Origin of the sequence: Streptomyces sp. NBC_00637 (assembly GCF_045161545.1) — a bacterium.
GTDB lineage: Bacteria > Actinomycetota > Actinomycetes > Streptomycetales > Streptomycetaceae > Streptomyces.
On sequence record NZ_CP109047.1, the window covers coordinates 520,722 to 538,957 of the forward strand.

Annotated in this window: 21 protein-coding genes, 2 tRNA genes and 1 pseudogene; 8 read left to right on the forward strand and 16 right to left on the reverse strand. The window is 72.8% G+C overall.

Going from position 1 to position 18,236, the window contains the following annotated elements; translation table 11 throughout:
- Window positions 1-77 precede the first annotated feature (77 nt).
- Together OG440_RS40385 and OG440_RS40390 are read left to right on the forward strand one after the other, a co-directional pair.
- Window positions 78-1,097, forward strand: coding sequence for a transcriptional regulator (locus OG440_RS40385; protein WP_331752676.1), 1,020 nt, complete (start codon window positions 78-80; stop codon window positions 1,095-1,097).
- A gap of 307 nt (window positions 1,098-1,404) precedes the next feature.
- On the forward strand, window positions 1,405-1,914 hold the full coding sequence (locus OG440_RS40390; RefSeq protein WP_331752675.1) for a hypothetical protein: 510 nt from the start codon (window positions 1,405-1,407) through the stop codon (window positions 1,912-1,914).
- Window positions 1,915-2,531: 617 nt separating this feature from the next.
- Here OG440_RS40390 and OG440_RS40395 read toward each other — a convergent pair.
- The 3 genes from OG440_RS40395 to OG440_RS40405 all read right to left on the reverse strand — a co-directional run bounded on the left by OG440_RS40395 (window position 2,532) and on the right by OG440_RS40405 (window position 4,230).
- Window positions 2,532-3,041, reverse strand: a complete 510-nt coding sequence (locus OG440_RS40395) for an HD domain-containing protein (RefSeq protein ID WP_331752674.1) — start codon at window positions 3,039-3,041, stop codon at window positions 2,532-2,534.
- A gap of 67 nt (window positions 3,042-3,108) precedes the next feature.
- Entirely contained in the window at window positions 3,109-3,657 is a 549-nt protein-coding gene (locus tag OG440_RS40400) for a hypothetical protein (protein ID WP_331752673.1), read from the reverse strand.
- A gap of 87 nt (window positions 3,658-3,744) precedes the next feature.
- A complete protein-coding gene (locus OG440_RS40405; RefSeq protein WP_406011585.1) occupies window positions 3,745-4,230 on the reverse strand; it encodes a hypothetical protein in 486 nt (161 codons plus the stop codon).
- Window positions 4,231-4,991: 761 nt separating this feature from the next.
- Here OG440_RS40405 and OG440_RS40410 point away from each other — a divergent pair.
- A pseudogene (locus tag OG440_RS40410) lies at window positions 4,992-5,796 on the forward strand (SAM-dependent methyltransferase).
- 45 nt (window positions 5,797-5,841) lie between these two features.
- On the opposite strand, the gene OG440_RS40415 reads toward OG440_RS40410, so the two are convergent.
- From OG440_RS40415 to OG440_RS40475, 13 genes are all read right to left on the reverse strand, one after another.
- Complete coding sequence (locus OG440_RS40415; RefSeq protein ID WP_331752670.1) at window positions 5,842-6,591, reverse strand: TniQ family protein; 750 nt, start codon at window positions 6,589-6,591, stop codon at window positions 5,842-5,844.
- A 321-nt stretch (window positions 6,592-6,912) separates the two neighbouring features.
- On the reverse strand, window positions 6,913-7,878 hold the full coding sequence (locus tag OG440_RS40420) for an endonuclease domain-containing protein (protein WP_406011584.1): 966 nt from the start codon (window positions 7,876-7,878) through the stop codon (window positions 6,913-6,915).
- A gap of 533 nt (window positions 7,879-8,411) precedes the next feature.
- Entirely contained in the window at window positions 8,412-8,966 is a 555-nt protein-coding gene (locus OG440_RS40425) for a hypothetical protein (RefSeq protein ID WP_331752668.1), read from the reverse strand.
- A 135-nt stretch (window positions 8,967-9,101) separates the two neighbouring features.
- Complete coding sequence (locus OG440_RS40430) at window positions 9,102-9,227, reverse strand: hypothetical protein (protein ID WP_331752667.1); 126 nt, start codon at window positions 9,225-9,227, stop codon at window positions 9,102-9,104.
- Window positions 9,228-9,512: 285 nt separating this feature from the next.
- Window positions 9,513-9,812, reverse strand: a complete 300-nt coding sequence (locus OG440_RS40435; RefSeq protein ID WP_406011643.1) for a hypothetical protein — start codon at window positions 9,810-9,812, stop codon at window positions 9,513-9,515.
- A gap of 623 nt (window positions 9,813-10,435) precedes the next feature.
- Window positions 10,436-11,032, reverse strand: coding sequence for a DUF262 domain-containing protein (locus OG440_RS40440; protein ID WP_331752665.1), 597 nt, complete (start codon window positions 11,030-11,032; stop codon window positions 10,436-10,438).
- Between the two features lie 130 nt (window positions 11,033-11,162).
- Complete coding sequence (locus OG440_RS40445; RefSeq protein WP_331752664.1) at window positions 11,163-11,348, reverse strand: hypothetical protein; 186 nt, start codon at window positions 11,346-11,348, stop codon at window positions 11,163-11,165.
- Between the two features lie 301 nt (window positions 11,349-11,649).
- The gene (locus OG440_RS40450; RefSeq protein WP_331752663.1) at window positions 11,650-11,919 is read right to left on the reverse strand and encodes a hypothetical protein; all 270 of its coding nucleotides are present in this window, start codon (window positions 11,917-11,919) and stop codon (window positions 11,650-11,652) included.
- A 270-nt stretch (window positions 11,920-12,189) separates the two neighbouring features.
- Window positions 12,190-12,441, reverse strand: coding sequence for a hypothetical protein (locus tag OG440_RS40455; protein ID WP_331752662.1), 252 nt, complete (start codon window positions 12,439-12,441; stop codon window positions 12,190-12,192).
- Window positions 12,442-12,549: 108 nt separating this feature from the next.
- Complete coding sequence (locus OG440_RS40460) at window positions 12,550-12,813, reverse strand: hypothetical protein (protein ID WP_331752661.1); 264 nt, start codon at window positions 12,811-12,813, stop codon at window positions 12,550-12,552.
- A gap of 83 nt (window positions 12,814-12,896) precedes the next feature.
- Window positions 12,897-13,088 (reverse strand): hypothetical protein, encoded by a 192-nt coding sequence (locus OG440_RS40465; protein WP_331752660.1) that lies wholly within the window; start codon window positions 13,086-13,088, stop codon window positions 12,897-12,899.
- 277 nt (window positions 13,089-13,365) lie between these two features.
- Window positions 13,366-13,935: a hypothetical protein gene (locus OG440_RS40470; protein ID WP_331752659.1), complete on the reverse strand. Its 570-nt coding sequence runs from the start codon at window positions 13,933-13,935 to the stop codon at window positions 13,366-13,368.
- Between the two features lie 268 nt (window positions 13,936-14,203).
- A complete protein-coding gene (locus tag OG440_RS40475; RefSeq protein ID WP_331752658.1) occupies window positions 14,204-15,934 on the reverse strand; it encodes a hypothetical protein in 1,731 nt (576 codons plus the stop codon).
- Between the two features lie 325 nt (window positions 15,935-16,259).
- Here OG440_RS40475 and OG440_RS40480 point away from each other — a divergent pair.
- The 5 genes from OG440_RS40480 to OG440_RS40500 all read left to right on the forward strand — a co-directional run bounded on the left by OG440_RS40480 (window position 16,260) and on the right by OG440_RS40500 (window position 18,146).
- A tRNA-Ala gene (locus OG440_RS40480) sits at window positions 16,260-16,335 on the forward strand.
- A 197-nt stretch (window positions 16,336-16,532) separates the two neighbouring features.
- Window positions 16,533-16,609 (forward strand) — tRNA-Trp (locus OG440_RS40485).
- A 132-nt stretch (window positions 16,610-16,741) separates the two neighbouring features.
- Entirely contained in the window at window positions 16,742-17,299 is a 558-nt protein-coding gene (locus OG440_RS40490) for a hypothetical protein (protein WP_331752657.1), read from the forward strand.
- A gap of 203 nt (window positions 17,300-17,502) precedes the next feature.
- The gene (locus tag OG440_RS40495) at window positions 17,503-17,847 is read left to right on the forward strand and encodes a hypothetical protein (protein WP_331752656.1); all 345 of its coding nucleotides are present in this window, start codon (window positions 17,503-17,505) and stop codon (window positions 17,845-17,847) included.
- A gap of 68 nt (window positions 17,848-17,915) precedes the next feature.
- On the forward strand, window positions 17,916-18,146 hold the full coding sequence (locus OG440_RS40500; RefSeq protein WP_331752655.1) for a hypothetical protein: 231 nt from the start codon (window positions 17,916-17,918) through the stop codon (window positions 18,144-18,146).
- Window positions 18,147-18,236 lie beyond the last annotated feature (90 nt).

Here is an 18,236-nt window from a genome sequence, read left to right on the forward strand (position 1 = left end):
GGGGATCCCGGGCCGTGACGGCGCGCGCACGGCCGGCTCGTGCGCCCTGTCCGGCCGGCCCGCCCGGCCGTAGCGTCATGACGAGGCCGCGGCTGCTCGCCAGCGGCATCCAGGGGAAGGGGCCGGGTGTGGAGCGACGGAGTGTGCTGGCGGCGGGAGTTGCGCTGGGGGCGGGCGTCTTCGTCGGCCCGGTGCCGGCGTGGGCGACCCCGGCGCCGCGGTTGTCCGCCGACCCCGGCGCCGCGGGCCGCCGGCTGTTCGCCGCCGGCGCCTACGCCCGGCTCGACGAGGTGCTGCCGCAGCTCCTGGTCGGCGCCGCCCACAGCATGGAGCAGGGCCCGGCCGGCGCCGCCCGGGCCGCTGACGTGTGGGTCCTGGCCTCCCAACTCGCCGTCAAGCACGGCCGTACCGAGGCCGCCGGCGTCTACGCGGAACGAGCTGGCGCCGCGGCCCGCCGCTCCGGCAACCCGGTGGTGCTCGCAGCCGCCGCCCGCGCGGCCGCGACCCCGCTGCGCCGGACCGGCCGAACGGCTGGGGCCCTGCAGCTGCTGGAAGAGGCGCGCACCCACCTGACGGCCGGCTCCCGGCCCACGGCCGCCGAGCTCGACGCTGCGGGCATGGTGGAGCTCACCGCCGCCTACACCGCGGCCCAGGCCCAACAGCCCTCCACCGCGCGCGACTTCGCAGACCAGGCCGAACAGACAGCCGCCCGCCTCGCCCGCCACCCGAACACCGCTGCCAGCCGCCCCCGGGAGCTGACCGCCGGCCAGTGCGCCCTGTACCGGATCGGGATCCACCGCCGCCTCGGCGACGTCGACACCGCCCTCGCCCATGCCCGCCGGCTGCGCCCCGCCCAGCTGCCCACCGCCGAACGCCGCGCCCGCGCCGCCACCGACACCGCCCGCGCCCTCCTTGACGCCGGCGATGCAGCCGGCGCCTTCGCCCAGCTGCGCCTCGTCGAACTCGCCGCCCCTCTGGAGGCCCGCCGGCCCTCGGTCCGCACGCTGACCAGACAGGTCGCCGAGCTGCGGCCCGATCTGCCGGGCCTGAGTGACTACGCACACCGCACTGCGGTGTCCCCCCTCTCACCTGCATAAGCGCCACCCGCGAGCCCGACAGGAACCGCCCGGCCGCGCCCGGGCAGGCACCGACCGAAGGCCGTCACGGCACTCGGCCCGTACGGCTTCCGCCCGGCAGCCGGCGACGCGCGCCCACGCGGGGCGCCGAACCCCTCAGCTCCTGGCCGGCCCGCCAGCGACGTCTCACTCCGCACCGTCGGGTGTTGCAGGGGGAGCTGCAACACCCCTACGTCCCTCCGGGCGGCGGGTGTTCGCCAAGCTCGGCGCGGAGGGCGGGACCCGGCGGATACTGCGGTGAGGCGATCCGAGCGGCGCGGAGGAACAGGTGACCCAGGACGAGATCCGCCACCCGGCGCTGACCGGCGGGCCCTGGCCGGTGATCGGCGTATGGGTACGCCGCGAGGACCGGAGCCCGCGGGCGGCGTCCTGGCGGCCGGCCCCGCGCGTCGTGCTGGAAGACGTCCTCCTGCCGTGCACGTGGCCGGAACTGGAGCGCCTCGCCGAGATCGCCACCGGCCTGAACCGGGCCCGGGTGTACGTGCGGGACCTCGGCGGCACCGAGCCGGACCGGCGCCTCGTGCTGTGCCTGCGAGGAGCACCCGAGGCAGTTCGGATAGAAGGCCCCCTGGCCCCCGTCGCCGAGACCCTGGCCGCCCGGACCCGCGCCGCCGCGCTGCGCGTCGCCGCGATACACCGCGAGGCCGGCCACCCGGAAGAAGCGCAAGCGTGGCGCGCCCGGGCCCGCCGGATCCTCAAGGACGGCCGTGCCGCCCGCCGCGGCCGGAGCCTGCGGGCCACCTCAGCCGGGCTGCCCACCCTCGGTAGGCGCCCCTGAGCCGGCCGCCCGTACGCTGCTGATCGGTGGCGGCGGGACCAGCCTGGCCGCCGGGGAAGACGCCAACGTCGCAAGGTCGAGCAGGGTCGGGGGCTGACCGGGTCAAGCCGCGCCGGAGCCGGGCCACCTCGTGCGACTCCACCCGCAACGCCCCCGCCGCCACACCGCCCACCAACCGGCTGCGCCGAACGGCACTCTGCTGCGCCGGGTACGCCGGTGTGGGCACCTGCGAGGTGCTGGGCGTGGCATCCCGGGGCCGGGGTGTCCGTCGCCGTCGCCATAGTGGTGTCCGTGCCACAGCCGGGGCCGACGCCGACCCAACCGGGGACGCCCGGCGCTGGCAGCGGGGGCCGGCCGTTGCACGCGGCGCCGGCGGCCAGGAGGCGGGAGAGGCTGGCCCGCTGGTCCTCGATGCCGCGGTGGCCGCGTTCGACGTCGGCGAGCACGTGGCGCAGAGCGCAAGTGCGGGATCACGGTCTGCCCGTGGTGGCGGTCCGGGCGTGGCGGGACCGCGGCCCGTACCGCTCCGGTGTGGAGATGGTGCGGCGAGTCGGGCAGGGGTGCTCGGTGTGCGCGTCGTGGGTTGGGCTGGTGTCCGGGCGACGGGGCGGCCTGGGTCAGCCGCTGGTGAGTTCGCTGGTGAGGGAGGGGTTGGCGATGGTGATGATGGTGCGGATGTCTGCGGGGTCTGCGGCGGCCCACAGGGTGGTGCGGGCGGTGCGGTACTTGGCCGTGAGCCGGTCGCGTGTGACAGCGGGCAGCAGGGCGGCGCGGTCGGGTCGGCTGTTGTCGGCGTTGTCGGCGATCTTGACGAGGGTGGCGTCGGGGTCGGCGGTGATGCGGCGGATCTTGTCCTGGTAGGAGGTTCCGGGCTGGTTGGTGACGGCCTCGACGATGTCTACGACGCGGTCGGGCACGCCTGCGGCGCGGAGCTGGCCGGCGGTCAGGCTGGTGTCTTCCAGGGTGTCGTGGAGCAGGCCGGCCATCTGCAGTTCGGGGCCAAAGGGCGCCAGCGCGGCGGCTACGGCCCGCACGTGGCCGATGTAGGGGGCGCCGGTCTTGTCGGTCTGATCGGCGTGGGCAGTCTCGACCAGGTGCTCGACCTCGGCGAGTGTGATGGTGGTCATCGGGCTTGTCCTAACGGTGGTGTGTGGTGCGCCGGTTGCGTGGTCGGCGCGGTTACGCCCGCGGCGGCTAGTCCGACACGCGGCGGGCGATGACGACGAGTTCGTCGGGGGAGTGGGCGCTGCGCTCGACACGGACCTCGAGGGGGCCGAGGCCGCGGTAGGACCGGTTCTTGCCGGTGCGGATGTCCGAGGCCCACACGTCGGCGGTGGTGCGCTTGTCCTGCGGGAGTTCTCGCAGGGTCACCCAGGTTCCCGGGGGAGCCGATTGCAGGTTACGGATGCGTGCCTGGCGCACGTCCCGCGCCGAGGGCGGCTGTCCCTCGGGCAGGACCATGTCCAGGGCGAGAACCTGCGAGGCGTCCTCCGGCGGGTTCGGGTCGTCGGCCTGCGGTAGGCGGCCGACCTCGCCGGCCGCCACCAGCTCGCGCGCGGTGTGCTCGTCCAGCGGCACGTACGCCATCGAACTGCCGGGGTCGAGCCAGTCGCTCGACAGGTACCGGTGGTAGCGGAACTCGCCGCGTGCGGGGTCATAGACGTAGATGCGGCCGTGCCGCTCCACCGCCACCCACAGGTCCTGGTCGTCCTCGCGCACCAGCATCAGGTTGTCTCCGACCACAGCTGACCTCCTTCGTCAGTCAACTCACACAATCATCTTAGGCAATCTAAGTTTATCTTAGATGGGTGGTGGGTGCAACGTGTGCCGTCACCGCTGCTTGACCATGACCGGCACGCCGGCCAGCGTCGCCTTCCTGCCGAGTCCCCGCGGGGTCTCCAGCGCCGCCGAACGCTCGTGCATCTGCCTGCGTGCGGCGAGCCGCTCCTCCGTCGGCCGCTTGGGGTCGCGCAGCACCTCGTAGTCGACGTGGTTGAGCGCCTTGACCCGCATCGACTCCTCGGAATGAGCCTGCAGTTCAACCGTCTCCCCGCTGGGATGGCGGGCCAGGAAGTGCACGCCCTTGTACATGGCGCCCTCGGTGTAGGAGTGGTCCGCCTGCGTGACGGTCCACCCGCGTTCCTGCAGCGAACTGGCCAGCTTCTCGGCGTCGCTGAACACCGTGCGCGGCGTGCGGCTGACCATCGTGTACCGCACGACATCGGTCATCTGCGCCAGGTGCTCGGCGGGGGAATGCCAGGGATTGGCCGAGTGCCGGTCCGCGACCTTCCGAGCCAGCGACTGGGGTGACTTCATCCGGTACTCCAGGCCATCGGCCCGCGTCCCCGCAGGAAGCGACTCCAAAACATCCCCGGTGATGGCGGGCTCCGCAGCCCGAACGGCCTTGACGCGCGCGACAACAGGGCCGGCGACCGCACGCCCGTGAGCGTCGTACAACTCACCCGCCGAACTGCCCCCTGCCACGGCATCCGGCCTGCCGGCCACGGACTGGGGCGCGAGGTCGGCCGCCCCCAACTGCTGCAACCTCTTGTGATTCAGACACCGCCGCCCCCCTCGTGCCTTCGACTGACACACGCTGGCGCACCTCCAGTACTTGATGACTGCCGTACGACCACCCGCGCGGAAATCCACCGAAGCCGACGGTGTCCAGTCGCCAGCACCGCAGCGTGATCGTCCTGGCAGCGTCACCCGGACGTCCTGTGGACAGAGATCTGCGGCCCGGGAGACGGGCGAAGCAGGGGCGGCCGGCTCGGCTCGGGGGAGTCCGGCGGCCGGCGCCGGGGTGGGTACAGGGCGGCGCCGCAGTGGCTGATCCTGGCGCCGAGACCTTGGCCGCCTCGGCGCGCTGCAATTGCAGGCGGGCAGGCTACCCACCGTGTCCTGCTGACCAGCGGGAAGCCGCGAGCGGGGACGCAGACGCGTGCCGGGAAGCGGCGGGCCGTCTACGGTCAGGCGCATGCCGGCGAAGGGGATGCGTTGTGGGTGAATGGGCGGAGCCCTCGGAGGAGTTGGCCGCCGGGCCGGCGTTGGGGCAGGACCGGGCCCACTGCGCGCGGATGTACGACTACTACCTCGGCGGGAAGACCAGTTACGCCGTGGACCGTGAGGCGGCCCGCGCCGTGGTCGAGGCGTTTCCCGCGATCGAGGTGGCCGCCCGGACCAACCGCGCCTTCACACACCGCGCGGTGCGGTATCTGGCGCAGCAGGGGGTGCGGCAGTTCATCGACGTGGGCGCAGGACTCCCGCTGGCTCCGCATCTGCACGACGTGGTCCAGGCCGTCGCGCCCGATGCGACGGTCGTCTACGTCGACAACGACCCCATCGTCCTCGTCTACGCCGACGAGCTGCTGTACGGCAGCGCGGAGGGGACCGTCCGCTGCGTGGAGGCCGACGCGCGGCGTGCTGGCCGCGGTCGAGCGGACCGGGAGCGTCGACTTCGGCCGGCCGGTGGCCCTGTGCCTGCACGACCTGCTGCCGTTCATCCCCGAGGACCTGGATCCGTACGCCGTCGTGGGCCGGCTGCTGGAGCGGCTGGTCCCGGACTCGTATCTGAGCCTGACGCGCTGCACCGGTGACTTCGCCCCGCACGCGTGGGAGGCGGTCGCCGGTGCCTACGGGCGGCGGGGCATCGCGCTGCAGCCCCGGTCCAGGGCCGAGGTGCTCCGGTTCTTCCGCGGCCTCGACCTTGCCGGTCCCGGTCTCGTCACGGCGCACCGGTGGTGTCCCCAACCCGCGGCCGGTCCGGGCCTGGTCACCGACCGGCAGGTCTCGCTGTATGCCGGCGTGGCCCGGAAACCGGCCGCGCAGCCGGTTTCCATCGGCCCGCCCGGATGCCGTGGCGCCCGGGTGGGCCGGCGGTGACGGACTGCAGCGTGGCGCCGCGGACCGCCTTGCCCGGCCGCCGGGTTATGCGTCCGGCGTCGCAGCCGCGTCGGAGTGGTGGTCGCTGCTGAGGGCCGTCTCGAGCGCCTCGAACAGGGCGGGGTCGGCGGGCAGGGGGCGGCCGTCGGCCGGCCAGGGGGTGTCGAGCAGGATCCAGGGGGAGGGCGCCGGGCCGGGCCAGTCGAGGTCGCGTTGAGGATCGGTGTCCACGCGCGAGGGCGGAGCGTCGATGTCGATCAGGCGCACTCGCGGGTCGCGGAGGGCCAGGGCCAGGGCCAGGCTGGAGCTCGTGCGGGTCTTGCCCTCGCCGCCGCGTCGGATCGTCTTGCTGTTCAGGACTTCCTCGGAGGTGCGCCGCAGGGCCTCGTAGGCGGCGGCTGCGGCCGTGCCGATGGTGGCGGGCGGGATGGTGAGGGCGCGGGCCTGGGCGCGGGACATGCCGGTGGCCGCGCACAAGGCGTTCACGGTGTCGTCGGGCAGGCCGTCGGCGAGGTCGGCCAGGCGCTGGGTGGCGGAGGCGCCGGGCTCAAGTCCGAGGAGTTCCATGGCCCGGTGGCGGTGGGTGCCGGCAGCGGCCGCGACACGCTGGATGTAGCCGGGCAGCGTCTCCCCGGGCCGGGGCAGGGGAGCGGACGGGATCCGGGCCGGCGTGCCCTGCTGCTGGGAGGCGCGGGCGGTGACGGCCGCGCGGGCCTGCTCCAGGGTGGTGCCGGGGTTCTCGCGCTGGTACTCGCGCACGGCGCGGGCGAACTGCCTGTTGCGGCGATGGGTCATGGCGTCTCACGTCCCTTGTCGGCCTGCTGCCCCACACGCGCCGGCCGGTCCAAGGTGAAGGAGGCCATGGCGAAGATGCTCGCGCGAGTCTCAGACGTCTGCGGTCCCCTCCGACGGTGTGGGCGTCGAGGTTGCGGACCGGGCGCGGCGCGGTTGCCCGATGATGCACCGCCATCGTAACGGCTGCCGCGGACTCCCACGGGGAGAGCGCCGCGCCCCGTTCGGGGTGGCGGCCCGGTGTGGGGATGGTGGCGCGGTCGCCATCCGTCCGGCCGGGCGGCGTACGGCGGTTGGCCCCGCCCTCGTGGCTGTGGGCGGGGATCAGGCGGTGTAGGGGTCGAGGCCGGTGAAGGCGATCTTGCGGGCGTCGCGGCGGCGGTCCTGGGCACGGTCGGGGTGGAGCAGCTGCAGGTGCGCGGCGGGCGGGTTGTCGAGGTAGTCGGCCCAGGGGCAGCCGGACAGGTGGGGGCAGCCGTCGATGGAGGAGTTGCACGGTTGGCAGAGCAGCCCGCGGACCAGTCCGGTGAAGTGGTCGTGGTCGATGTAGTTGCCCCAGGCGTCGCTACAGCCGGCGCAGAGCGGGCCGAGGGTCTCGACGAGCCGGCGCCGCAGCCGGCCCTTGGCGGTGCCCGGGGTGATGGGGGTCGGCCACTGCCCGAAGTCGAGGCGGGCCGGGCAGCGTTCGGCGCGCGGGATGGCGGCGAGGTCGGCGACGGAGTCGTCGCCGAGGGCGGCCTCCCAGCGCCGGTCGCGTATCTCCAGGCCGTCCGCGACCGCCAGGTGCCCGGCGGTGTTGGGGCGGATCGGACCGTGGGGGTCGGGGAAGTAACCGCCGGTCCGCCCGTCGGGATGGACATACAAGTGCTGCACGTGGAGGACGCGGGCACGGCCGGCGTGCGTGTGCAGCACGCCGCACGCCATCCGCTCACCGAGGCGGAGATGGAAGAGGCCGTCGTCGCCGCGGACCGCACGGGCGCCGGTCCAGTTGCCGGGGCGGGGCCGGTGCCCCTCTGTGCAGGGCCGGCGGTGGTCGGGCAGACGCAGGAGGTCTTCGACGTCTTCGTAGGAGTGGGTGAGCGCTCGCCGCCACAGCATCGTCTCCCGCCGTCGCTCGGGCAGTTCGTCCAGCGTGCCCGCGACCGTCGGCTGCCGGATGCCGCCTGCGCCGGCCTCATCCAGTCCGTCCGGCAGCCCCGGGCATTCCGCGGCGGGCGAGGCAGAGGCGGCAGCCGGCCGGTCACGCCGCGCGCCCGGCCGGCGCCACAGGCTTCTCATACGGGTGAACACAGAGGGAGCTCCTCTCGGCGAGCGGCCCGGGTGACCGTTTCCTGAACAGGTGAGGCGGCGCTGGTTCTTGGCGCTCGTGGCTGCCGGTGGGATTCGGGCATGCTCGGCGGCCAGCGCTGTGGAAGTCGGCCGCCCGGTGCGAGCCCGCCCTCCTGCTTTCCTCCGCGGTGCGCTGGGGGTTCAGCCCGGGGCGCGGGGCCGGCCGGACAGCGCTCGGCTCGTCGGCGACCGCGGGCTGGAGACGCAGGGGCGCCGTCCCGGCAAGGCCGTCGTGGGCAGCACCGCCGCCCCGGTCTACGCCCGGCTGGCGAGCGGGGCCGTCGCGGGAGTTCACCCCCGGCCTCTCGGCGCGGGCCCTGCGCGGCGACGGTCACCCGGCCAGGCCGAGCCGGCGGCGGCCGCGCCTCGTGGTGTCCCCTCTGCCGGCGGGGCGCCGTGACGGCCGACAGCCTGGTCTGACCTGTGCTGACAGCTATTGCTCGGCCTGCTGAGGCCGGGCACCGTAGCGGCGCCCGGCGGGTGGGGATTGCGGGTCAGCCGGTCGGCTGGGGGCGGTGGTCGCGCAGGTAGACGGCGAGTCGCTGGCCCCAGGCGGCGCGGCTGATGGCGCCGCGGCTGACCTGCCAGCGGAAGTGGGCGGCCAGATTGGCCTGGCCGGGCCAGGCCGGGCGCCACTGCTCGCTGTCCTGCTCGACGGTTCGGGCGCCCTCGGGGTAGGCGTCGGTGAACTGCGCCCACACGACGGCCTGGCGGGCCTGCTCGGCGGCGTGGCGCAGGAGCTGGGCCGCCTGGGCTGCGGACAGCGTCCATCCGGTGATCTTCTTGCAGCAGCCGCGGCCCACGGTGAGCGCCTGGCCGGTGACGGGGTTGGTCACGTCGTACAGGTGCTTGAGCCGACGCGGGCAGTGATCGCAGCGCTGCCCTTCCTTGCTGCTGCGGATCGCGGTGAGGTGCCAGTCCGTGGTGCCGATACGAGCGCTGATCATGGCTGGAGACTCCGGTAGCGGGGGCGGGGGGTGTGCGAGGTCCTGGTCGATGACGGCGGCCCTGCCGTGTTCGGCCTCGGCACCGCGTTCGTGGGTGGCCATGCCGGTCCTGCCGTAGCCGGGCCGTTGCCGCAGGTGGCCTCGCTGGTACGGCAGTTCAGCGGGGGAGTCCGGTGAATGAGGGCCCGGGCTTCGCCGCCGTCCCGGAGGACACACGAGGCGGCGTGGCGGGGCCGCTCACTGGAGGCTGGAGAGCCATTCGACGAGGACGCCGAGAGTGCACAGGAAGGCGGGAACGGCGAAGAAGGCGAGGATGCCCTTGAGGATGTCGAGGGGGGACTCGTCAAGGTACTGGGACTTCATCCGGGGGCTCCCTGAGGTGAGGCGACATCTATAATTTACACATCAGCTCAAGTTGTGTCAATTTAACGAGCCTTTATCCCGCATGGTTCCCTTAGGCGGTACGCGGGCGCTCTGGCCGGCGGCCCGGGGGATCGAAGTCTCCGCGCCTGGACGCGCGCACCGTGTGCAGGTCGGCCGGCGCCGTCGTCGCCTGGCCGTCGGGCCGCCGACACCGTCCGCGCGCTGGTGGCCCGCAGCCGACGTGCCGCGTGCCCGGCGTTGGAAGGGCTGGCTGCGCGGCGGGGGTCAGAGGTTGTGCCGAGTGCGGTAGATCTTGATGAGTTCGGCGGTGGCGTGCCGGGCCGCTGCGTCTTCGGTCTCGCCGTTGTCGCAAGCCTGCAGGTAGTAGTTCCTGGCCTGGGTCTTCATTCCGGGCATGAGCAGATATGCCAGGACGGTCTGCCAGTCGTGGCCGGGGAGGTTCCGCGCGACGGTGTCGTGGATGGCGGCGACGATGGCGTGGGCCACGGCGTTCTCGCCGGTGATCTCAGGCAGGCTGCCGATGTCGGCGTGGCCGGTGTTGAGAGCGGTGGTGTAGCGGACCACGAGGCCATGCATCGGGCCGCGTGCGGGCAGGGGTAGCTCTCTTCGGGCCGCTGGTCGATGCGGCCGCTGCCGGGGGTCGGGGTGGTGGTCCCCTGGCCAGGGTGAATCGGGTGTCCCGCCGAGGTCGGGCGCGGGCTCGCTGCGGGCGTCCGGGGACGGCGTCCATGCTGCTGAGAGGCCGAAGTTGCAGCGGAGCGCAGGAGGGCGATGACGTCGCTCTGCGTTCGGTGGGGCTGCTCTTCCCAGTCCCACAGCCCGTGCGGGCTGTCGGTCCCGAGCTCGTCGAGGAGAGCTGCGAGCGCGCCGGTGCTGACCAGTCCGGGGGTGCCCTCGGGAGTCTCCCCGTTGGTGTGGCCGATCACCTCGGCCACGGCCTGCGTGATGCGCAGAGGGCCGTCCGTCACGCGGGGCCAGCCCATACTGCGCGGCGCCCAGCCGACCGAGGCGAGCAGGTCGGCGGCCAGGTGAAGGGCGGCTTGCTGCATGTTCGGCAGGTGGGAGAGGTCGCTGTCGGTGGCACGCGTGAACGGCACTTCGGATCCTCCGGTGGCAGGGGGGCGTCTGGGCCTTGCGAATAGGGAGAAGGCCTGGCAGTCGGCGTCGACCAGCCCGGGGCGGGCTGGTCAGGTCGCGGCGACGCGGGCGGCGTTCGCCATCGTTTCGTCGGTCTGCGGGGTGCCGCCGCCGTTGACGAGCAGATACAGCGCCGCTTCCTCCTCCACGGTCGCGCATTCCTTGGCCTCGGCGATCAGCAGCGAGCAGTAGCGGTCCATGAACCGTTGGCCTGCGTCGGACAGGCCGCGGAACCGGACGTAGGGGCCGTCCTCGGTGTCCTCGGTGGCAGCAACGAGATCGGCATCGAGCCACGAGGCCGGGATGGCGAACTCGTTGTGACGCCACATCAGGGCGGTGGTGAGGCGCTGCTTCCCGTCCACGCACGCCCACAGGGCTTCGCCGGTCTCGTAGACGTCCTCGCCGCCGTGCGCCTTCACCCAGGCGGGGTTGGTGCGATCGGAGAGGATGACGACGCCGGGAGGCAGCCCGCGCAGCCAGGACTGGACGAGGGCCATGCGCTGGTCCTCGGTCCAGACGTCACCCCGCTGGTAGGGCGGGTTCAGGTCGATCATGCGGTCTTCCATCCGGTGCACCAGATCGCCGAGCGTGAAGTACGTCGGGCGGAGGCTGATGTGGTCGAACGGGACGGCCGTCTGGCGTGTCATGGTCTGCCTCTTTCCTTCTTCAGGATGTCCACGACCTCAGCGAAGGCGGGAAGCCCTTGGCGAGGGAAGAGCTGCTGGTCTGAGCCCGGCGGCGCTGTGCCGCCGGGGCTGCCCGCCCGGGGCGGGCAGCTCAGGAGTCCCGCAGGGCCTCCCACGCGCAGGAGCTGCAGCTCCAGACCTCGTCCGAGGGCTCGCCGAGCCCCACGGCGGTGGGGTGCTCGTCCCGCTCGGTCGCCTCGCCCTCGCAGCCGGGGTAGTTGATCTCGCACTCGGCGACGGTCGACAGCATGTCGTTCAGCGTCTTCACGTTGCTCATGAGATCCCCCTGGAGGCGTGTGGTCGGCGGCGGTGCGGTGTGCACCCCCTTGCTGCAATCCATAATTTACACAAGATTCGGAGAATGTGCAAATTAAGCGAGCTGGAATGGTTGGTTATGGAGGGGGTTGCAGTCGAGCGGGGTCGGGGGCTGACCGGGTCGAGCCGCGCCGGAGCCGGGCCGCCTCGCGCGACTCCACCCGCAACGCCCCCGACGGCCTGCGCCAGCGGTACCGCGCGGATCGGGGCGCTGAGGGGTGTCCGACGGGCAGCGGCGGCCGGATGGCCGCCCTCAGCGGTGATCAGAAGCCGCCGAAGAGCGCGGCCCGCCTCCGGTCCTGCTCCTCCTCCCAGGCGTACTGGTCGTTGGTCTCCGCGGCCCGGAGCCAGCCGTTCTCCGCGTCGGCCTCGAGCTTGTACCAGCGGTAGTCGTCCAGTTCCTCGCGGGTGAAGGTGTCGCCGTCCAGCTCGGGGATGAACAGGGACACGGCGACGTCGGTGTCGGGGATGCGGGCGGAGGCGTCGGCCAGGGCGTGCGGGGCGCCCTTCTTCGCGGTGTTCAGGCCGGGCATGGGGTCTGTCTCCTCGGTGGAGCGGGGCCGGGCGCCGGGGCGGGCCCCGGGGCTTCGGGCAGTGGTCGGGCGGGCGGCGGCGTCTCCTCGACGGCCTGGGCGTCGGGAGTGAAGCGTTCGGGGGTGTCCGTGAACGCCGTCTCGTTGGGGGGATGGGGCGGTGTGGCCGGCCTGCGGCACCGTCAGCCGGTGGCGACCGGCGGTCTACGGGCCGGGGCGGTTACCTCGGGTCGGCGTCGTGGGCGCGCAGGTCGCCGACGCGCTCGTCGGTCACAGCAGTCCCTGCGGGTCGGCGAACAGGGCGGCGGTGCGCGCCCACTGGTGGCGGTCGCCGTGGCCGTCGGGGATGAGGACCGCGTTGCGGGAGGCGGCGATCAGCTGGGCGCGGCGGATCCCGTCGAAGCCCAGCTCGGCGACCGCCGTCTGGCGCATCTGGACGGCGTCGTGCGGGGTGACGAGGGAGCCCGTGGGTAGCTCGGACAGGTAGATGGCCTGACCGGCGGGCGTGAGGGTGGTGTCCATCGTGGGCTCCGTTCGGCCGGGTGAGGTATTCGGTTGGCGGGCGCGTCAGGAGGGGCTGACGTTCTCCCGGCGGCGGGTGAGGGCTGCCCGCGCGGGGCGGGCGGCCCGTCAGGAGTACCGTGCGGTCTCCCACAGGCAGGAGCCGCAGCACGGTGGGTTGGTGCCGCGGGCGCGCAGGTCGCTCAGCGCGTCGGACCACCAGGAGCGGACCGGCCCGCGCCGTCTGTCCAGCGACCATGCGGTGTAGCGGTACGGCTCTTCGATGGCGACGACGCCGACAGCCGTGTAGCCGGTGGTCAACGTGGCGGCGCAGATGAGCCGCAGGGTGTCGTCGCCGTCGACCGGGAACGCTTCCAGACTGGCAGTGATCATCGGGGCAGCTCCTCCTGGCGCGGGATACGGGGTGGTTCGGCTGCTGGACGCTGGGGGCTGCCCGCGCAGAGGCGGGCGGCCTCTCAGGAGTCCCGCGCGGCCTCCCACGCGCAGGAGCCGCAGTACCAGACCTCGAGCCAGTCGTTCGGCTCGCCCAGGGCGACGCCGGTGGGGTGGACGTCCCGCTCGATCGCGGTCCCCTCGCAGCCGGAGTAGCCGATCTCGCACTCGGCGACGGTCGACAGCATGTCGTTCAGCGTCTTCACGTTGCTCATGAGATCCCCCTGGAGGCGTGTGGTCGGCGGCGGTGTGATGTGCACCCCCTCACTGATCTATAATTTACACACATTCAGGAGTATTGGCAAATAAAACGAGTCGTCAATGTTTGCGCGGGTGGACCGCGGGTCGATTCCCGCTGGCAGGGGCCTTCTTGGCGGGCCGGAGAGGCCACGGCACCCGGACGGCGGGGCTTGATGGCGCTCACCGTTTCCGCACCGCTGTATCAGGATTGCGTGCGTCGGCGGCCTGGGCCGCGGTGTCGGGTTCGTCGTGTCAGGGGGTTCGCGCGGCTGTGTAGCCGCTGATCCTCTCGGTGTCGTGGTGCATGAGCGCGGACAGGGCCTCACCCGCCCAGAGGGCGAAGGTCAGCGCGATCTCGCGTGCGTCCTGCACCTCGTGGCCGGGGCGGAGGTAGCCGAGGTAGGCAACGGCGAGGCGGGTCAGGTGGTCGGCGGCCGTGGTCTGGGACCGGGCGGCGATGACGGACGTGATCTCCATGGCGGTCGGGCCGGCGGGGTGCGCGTGGCGCTGCTGCGCGCAGACCTGGTCACCGAAGTCGCGCAGCCAGCGCTCGAACCGGTCCTGGTCCTGGCCGAGTTGCTGGAGACGGTAGCCGCACCACTCGGTCGCCAGCCATTCGGTCAGCAGCAGTGAGTCCTCGCGGAGGGTCCCGGCGGTGTGCCAGGCCTGCAGCGCGGCCGTGAGGGCGCGGGACATTTCGAAGTCGGCGGGAGGAGAGCCCTGTTCGTCCTGGGGGCGGTGAGCGGCCTCACCATGGGCGGTCATCTTGATCAGCAAGAACGCGGTGGCGCGCGGTTCGGGACGAGTGGTGGCGTCAGGCACGGGGGACTCCGGTGTGGTGTCAGGGGAGGGACGGCGGTGAGCAGAGAGACGCTTCGCGGACGAAAGCGGTCAGTCTGGTGCGCCTCGTCGGGGGTGAGGCCCGAGCGGGTCGGGCAACGGTCCGTACGTCGGGCGTGAACACCGTGACGACGGGCCCGGGTTGTGGTGTCCCCGCCCACGGCGGGCGGTGCTGAGGGCGCCCGCGCGAAGAAGTGCGGGGGAGGGCCGGCGGCCGGGGCGCAGCGGCCCGGGTCCGGCCGGTACCCGCTCAGTCCCGCGCGTGCCGGCTGGGTCGGGGCGGGTGGTGGCGGCCGCGGCCGCGGGCGCGGCGCTGGAGTTCGTCGCGTACGTACGCGCAGGCCTCGGCGGCGGGCAGCCGCGCGGTGCGCGAGGTGATCGGCTTGTCGTCCGCGGCCAGTGCCCAGGCGTCCGGGTCGCCGAGGTGCATCAGCCGCCTGCCGGCCAGTCCGGTGGCCGCGGCGATGCGCGCGCGGTCTCCGGCCGGGTCTCCGGGGACGATGAGCCGGCCGCGGGTGACGGCACGCAGGCGGGGCAGCACCTTCTCCCACTCCCGCGCCCCCGAACGTGGCCGGTCCGCCGCGGCGCTGGGGTCCTGGCCGGCGACGGCGGCGTCGAGCAGGACGGCGCCGGTGGCGGCGTCGACGACGGCGACCTCCACGAGCACTTCCGCACCCGGCTCCGCCCCGGCTGTGTCCCCGCCCGGGCCGGGCGCCGGAGCGGCCCGGGTGCACAGCACGACCGCGGCGCCGTCTTCGAGCAGCGGCCGCGCCCACCGGGCCCTGGAGCCCCAGCGGGTGCCTCCGATCTGGATGTCGCTGTGGTGGCGGCCGGCCAGCGGGTCGCCGCGCAGCTGCGCGGCGACGTCCTCGGCGGTCGGCCCGCCGTGCTCGTCGTGGCTCCAGTCGAGCTCCCAGGCGCCGGTGAGGTCGTCGAAGTGCGCCCAGACGTCGACCTGGTGGCGGTCGGCGAGGGCGGCGGCGAACTGGTGGACGGTCTCGGCCCGCTCTGGGACGCGGGAGATGAACTCCCGCAGGGGGCTTACCTGTCCGGCCCGTACGGCGCGGACCGCCTCCCAGTCGACGCCGGGCATCTCGCGCAGTGCTTCGACGTCGCGCTGGGTGTAGTACGGCACGTCGATCCACCGGCGCCGCCCGACCTTGACCTGCTCGGTGCTCGTGGGGGTGATCCAGCCGGCCTTCACCACGAGTGTCCAGTCGCTGGGGCGGATCTCAAGCAGGCCGGCCGCCTCGTCGGAGCGCAGCAGCCTGTCGCCGGTGATGCGTTCGCGCAGGTCCTCGTCGGCGGCGAGCGCGTCCAGGCCCTCGACCGGATACCGGCCGCCCAGGCCGGCGGTGATCCGGCCCTCACGGGCGACCTTCTCCAACTCGGCCTGGCTGAAGCCGATCCGCGCGGCCTCGGACGGCGGCAGGCTCACCGCGCACCAGGCCTTCCACTCCTGCTCGCGTCGCGCCTCCGCCTGAAGCCGCTCGCCGATGACGGCGGCCAGCGCCTCACGTCCGGCGGGTGTCAGGCTGCGGGCGTCCTTCACCGAGTACAGGGGGCCGTGGTAGTCGCCGACGACGCGCAGGTGCCCGCGCTCGGCCAGTGGGGCGACGTCGGCGGCGGTGACAGCGAGAGCGGTCACCTTGGTGAGGATCTCCTCGGCGAGCCGGTAGGCGCCCAGGCCCTGGCGGTCGGCGATCGCCTCGCGCAGCTCCTCCACGCGGCCGGCGACCTGGTCGGCCGCCTCACGGCTCCAGCCGCGGGAACTGGTGCACTCGGGGACGATCCCGAGTTCCTGGCCGCGGGTGACCATCCACGGCTCGACACCGAGCTCGGCCGCCAGCTGCCCGCGGTTGACCACCGCCGACCTGCCCGCCTTCGCGGCGGTCCGCGCGCCAGCCGCGCCCGGCACCCTCGCAGCACCGGCCGCCTCCGCCAACGCCCCGCTGCCCGGGGCCTTCTGCTGCTGCGTCACATCCCACCGCCTTCACCGGAGTTGGCGCCCGCAGGGCGCTGATGCCCTGGGACCGTACTCCTCGCACACCGCGCTGCGCAACTTCAACATGGCCTCTGACCAGCTATTTTGTATCTTGCAAGACGCAATCGGGGGAGTGCTGGGGAGAGGATCGGCGGCCGGTCGGGAGTGATGCCGCGAAGCTGCGCCGGCCGTGAAATTCTCACCACTCACGACTCGTAAAGTTTGCGCTCAGTGCTTAATCAGTGGTAAACTATAGCTATCAGCGGGGGCGATCGAACCCGCTGATGCCGGGCAGCAAGGAGCGGCCGATCCGCGTTGCCAGGCAGGTCCGTAGCTCAATCGGTAGAGCGTCCCCTCAGCAAGGGGAAGGTAAGGGGTTCAATTCCCCTCGGATCGCGAAGTGCTGGTGTGCGCCCCTCCAGAGGCGCTGCCCCGTTGAGAGGGCGCACACCGGCACGTGTACGGGCCCGACCGGCTGATCCCCGGTCGGGTTGAAGAGTGGGGGACGCCCTGCTTGGGACGTTGGTGTAAGCGCACTCCCCGTGTGGGGAAGAGCGGGGGTTGCGTCCCGCACGTCCATCACCCACTTCACCGTGGGGGTGTAGCTCAGAGGTTCAGAGCGCCGGTCTCCAAAGCCGGATGCCGCAGGTTCGATTCCTGTCACCCCTGCCACCCACCGGCGCCGTGTGGCGCCGCCCCGGACCGAGATGCCCGCCGTCACGCGTGAGCCCGGTCCGTAGACACCCGCCGAGCCGAGCCGCAGCGAACGCCTGCCTGCGCCGTGCTCTGACCGAGGAGGTCCCCTTGGACATCACCGAGCCCGTCACCGAGCCGACTTCCTCCCTGGCCCCGGTCCACCCACCGCTGGACCGGCAGGCAGTGCTCGACGTGCTGGACCGTTCCGAGGACCCCCTGACGATCCGGGAGCTGATCGTCGCCCTCTACCGGTCCGTCCGGCCCGGCGAGGCGTGGCGGTACAAGGACATCGAGCGCCTGCGCACCGCGGACCGCTACCGCAAGCTGATCCAGTCCATGATCCGCTCCGGCGCGCTTGTGAGGACCGGGTGGGGCTCCCACCACATCGTCAGCCACGCGCAGTTGCGCCGCTGGCGGGGGGAAACGACAGGGGAAACACGGTTCACGGTCGTCGCCCTCAAGCACGACGAAGTCGATGAGTGGATCATCGTCGCCTGTCTGCGGGACGTCGTCATGCGTGACGACCAGTGGACGCCCCTGCCCACGGAAGCGAACTGGTCGCGCTACTGCGGCACGTTCGAGGCCGCCGACGGCGAGGAGGCCGTGGAGGAGGCACTCGCCGCCTGGAGGGCTGAGGAGGACGACGAGGACGACGAGGACGAGTGAAACCGCTTCGGCGGTGTGTCCCCCTCGTACGTCCGCCTGATGAGCCGCTGTCGCGCCGATCCCGGTGCACAGAGGCGATGGCCCCTGCCGGGGCGCGATCGCCCAACCCCTGGCTTCCTCCGGGACGTTCACGTCTCGGAGGAAGCCGGCTGCCGCCAGCCTGGCCGGCACCCCCGGCCCGGACATACCCGAAGGAGCGCCCCGTGGCCCGCTACCGCAACCGGCCGAACGCGATGCTCGCCGCGCCGATCGTCACGCTCCCCACCGCGATCGCCCGCCACGCCTGCGCCGACCTCCTGGACCGATGGGACCCGTACTGGCACCGCCTGGCCCACCTCATCACCCCGCAGCTGTTCCCCGGCAGCGCCCGCCACACCCTGACCCTGGCGCCTACCGACCTCCACGACCTGCTGACTGTCCTGCTGGACATCGTCCTCGACTTCTACGCAGGCGAACTCTCCGCCGAGAAGTGCGGCTTCACCGAGGCCGACATCAAGGAGGCCATCGACCTCCATCACCACCACTACGGGCCGATCTGGGACTACTGACCGGCGCCTTCCGCCCTGCCCGCCCCGCATCACTCGAACTCTTGCCACGTCCGGCCCTGGAGGCAGTCATGGAGTACCTGTATGTCCGCGTGAGCGTGTTCGGTGTCAGCCGAGCCGATCTGCGCACCGAGAACCCTCTTACCGAGGAGGACATCCGCAGCGCCTACGCGGAGCAGCCGGTGTACATCGACAAGGACCCCAAAAGCGTGACCGTGACCTTCGACGACGCGGGGCCGGTCTGCACGTACTTCGCGCAGCGCCCGGCCGACTGGGCCCCACAGAGTGACCACCGTCGCTGAACGCCTGAGGTGCCCGGCAGTTCACCACCCCATAGCCGCTGGAGCCGGCGCTGAACGGGTCCGCCCGCCGTTCGAGGCCAGGCAGCCCGA

What these genes read in the sequence shown, in the direction of transcription:
- OG440_RS40385 (WP_331752676.1), top strand. Translation starts at nt 78, where the DNA reads ATGACGAGGCCGCGGCTGCTCGCCAGCGGCATCCAGGGGAAGGGGCCG.
- OG440_RS40395 (WP_331752674.1), bottom strand. Translation starts at nt 3,041, where the DNA reads ATGACCACCATCACACTCGCCGAGGTCGAGCACCTGGTCGAGACTGCC.
- OG440_RS40405 (WP_406011585.1), bottom strand. Translation starts at nt 4,230, where the DNA reads ATGAAGTCACCCCAGTCGCTGGCTCGGAAGGTCGCGGACCGGCACTCG.
- OG440_RS40415 (WP_331752670.1), bottom strand. Translation starts at nt 6,591, where the DNA reads ATGACCCATCGCCGCAACAGGCAGTTCGCCCGCGCCGTGCGCGAGTAC.
- OG440_RS40425 (WP_331752668.1), bottom strand. Translation starts at nt 8,966, where the DNA reads ATGGCCACCCACGAACGCGGTGCCGAGGCCGAACACGGCAGGGCCGCC.
- OG440_RS40430 (WP_331752667.1), bottom strand. Translation starts at nt 9,227, where the DNA reads ATGAAGTCCCAGTACCTTGACGAGTCCCCCCTCGACATCCTCAAGGGC.
- OG440_RS40440 (WP_331752665.1), bottom strand. Translation starts at nt 11,032, where the DNA reads ATGACACGCCAGACGGCCGTCCCGTTCGACCACATCAGCCTCCGCCCG.
- OG440_RS40445 (WP_331752664.1), bottom strand. Translation starts at nt 11,348, where the DNA reads ATGAGCAACGTGAAGACGCTGAACGACATGCTGTCGACCGTCGCCGAG.
- OG440_RS40450 (WP_331752663.1), bottom strand. Translation starts at nt 11,919, where the DNA reads ATGCCCGGCCTGAACACCGCGAAGAAGGGCGCCCCGCACGCCCTGGCC.
- OG440_RS40455 (WP_331752662.1), bottom strand. Translation starts at nt 12,441, where the DNA reads ATGGACACCACCCTCACGCCCGCCGGTCAGGCCATCTACCTGTCCGAG.
- OG440_RS40460 (WP_331752661.1), bottom strand. Translation starts at nt 12,813, where the DNA reads ATGATCACTGCCAGTCTGGAAGCGTTCCCGGTCGACGGCGACGACACC.
- OG440_RS40465 (WP_331752660.1), bottom strand. Translation starts at nt 13,088, where the DNA reads ATGAGCAACGTGAAGACGCTGAACGACATGCTGTCGACCGTCGCCGAG.
- OG440_RS40500 (WP_331752655.1), top strand. Translation starts at nt 17,916, where the DNA reads ATGGAGTACCTGTATGTCCGCGTGAGCGTGTTCGGTGTCAGCCGAGCC.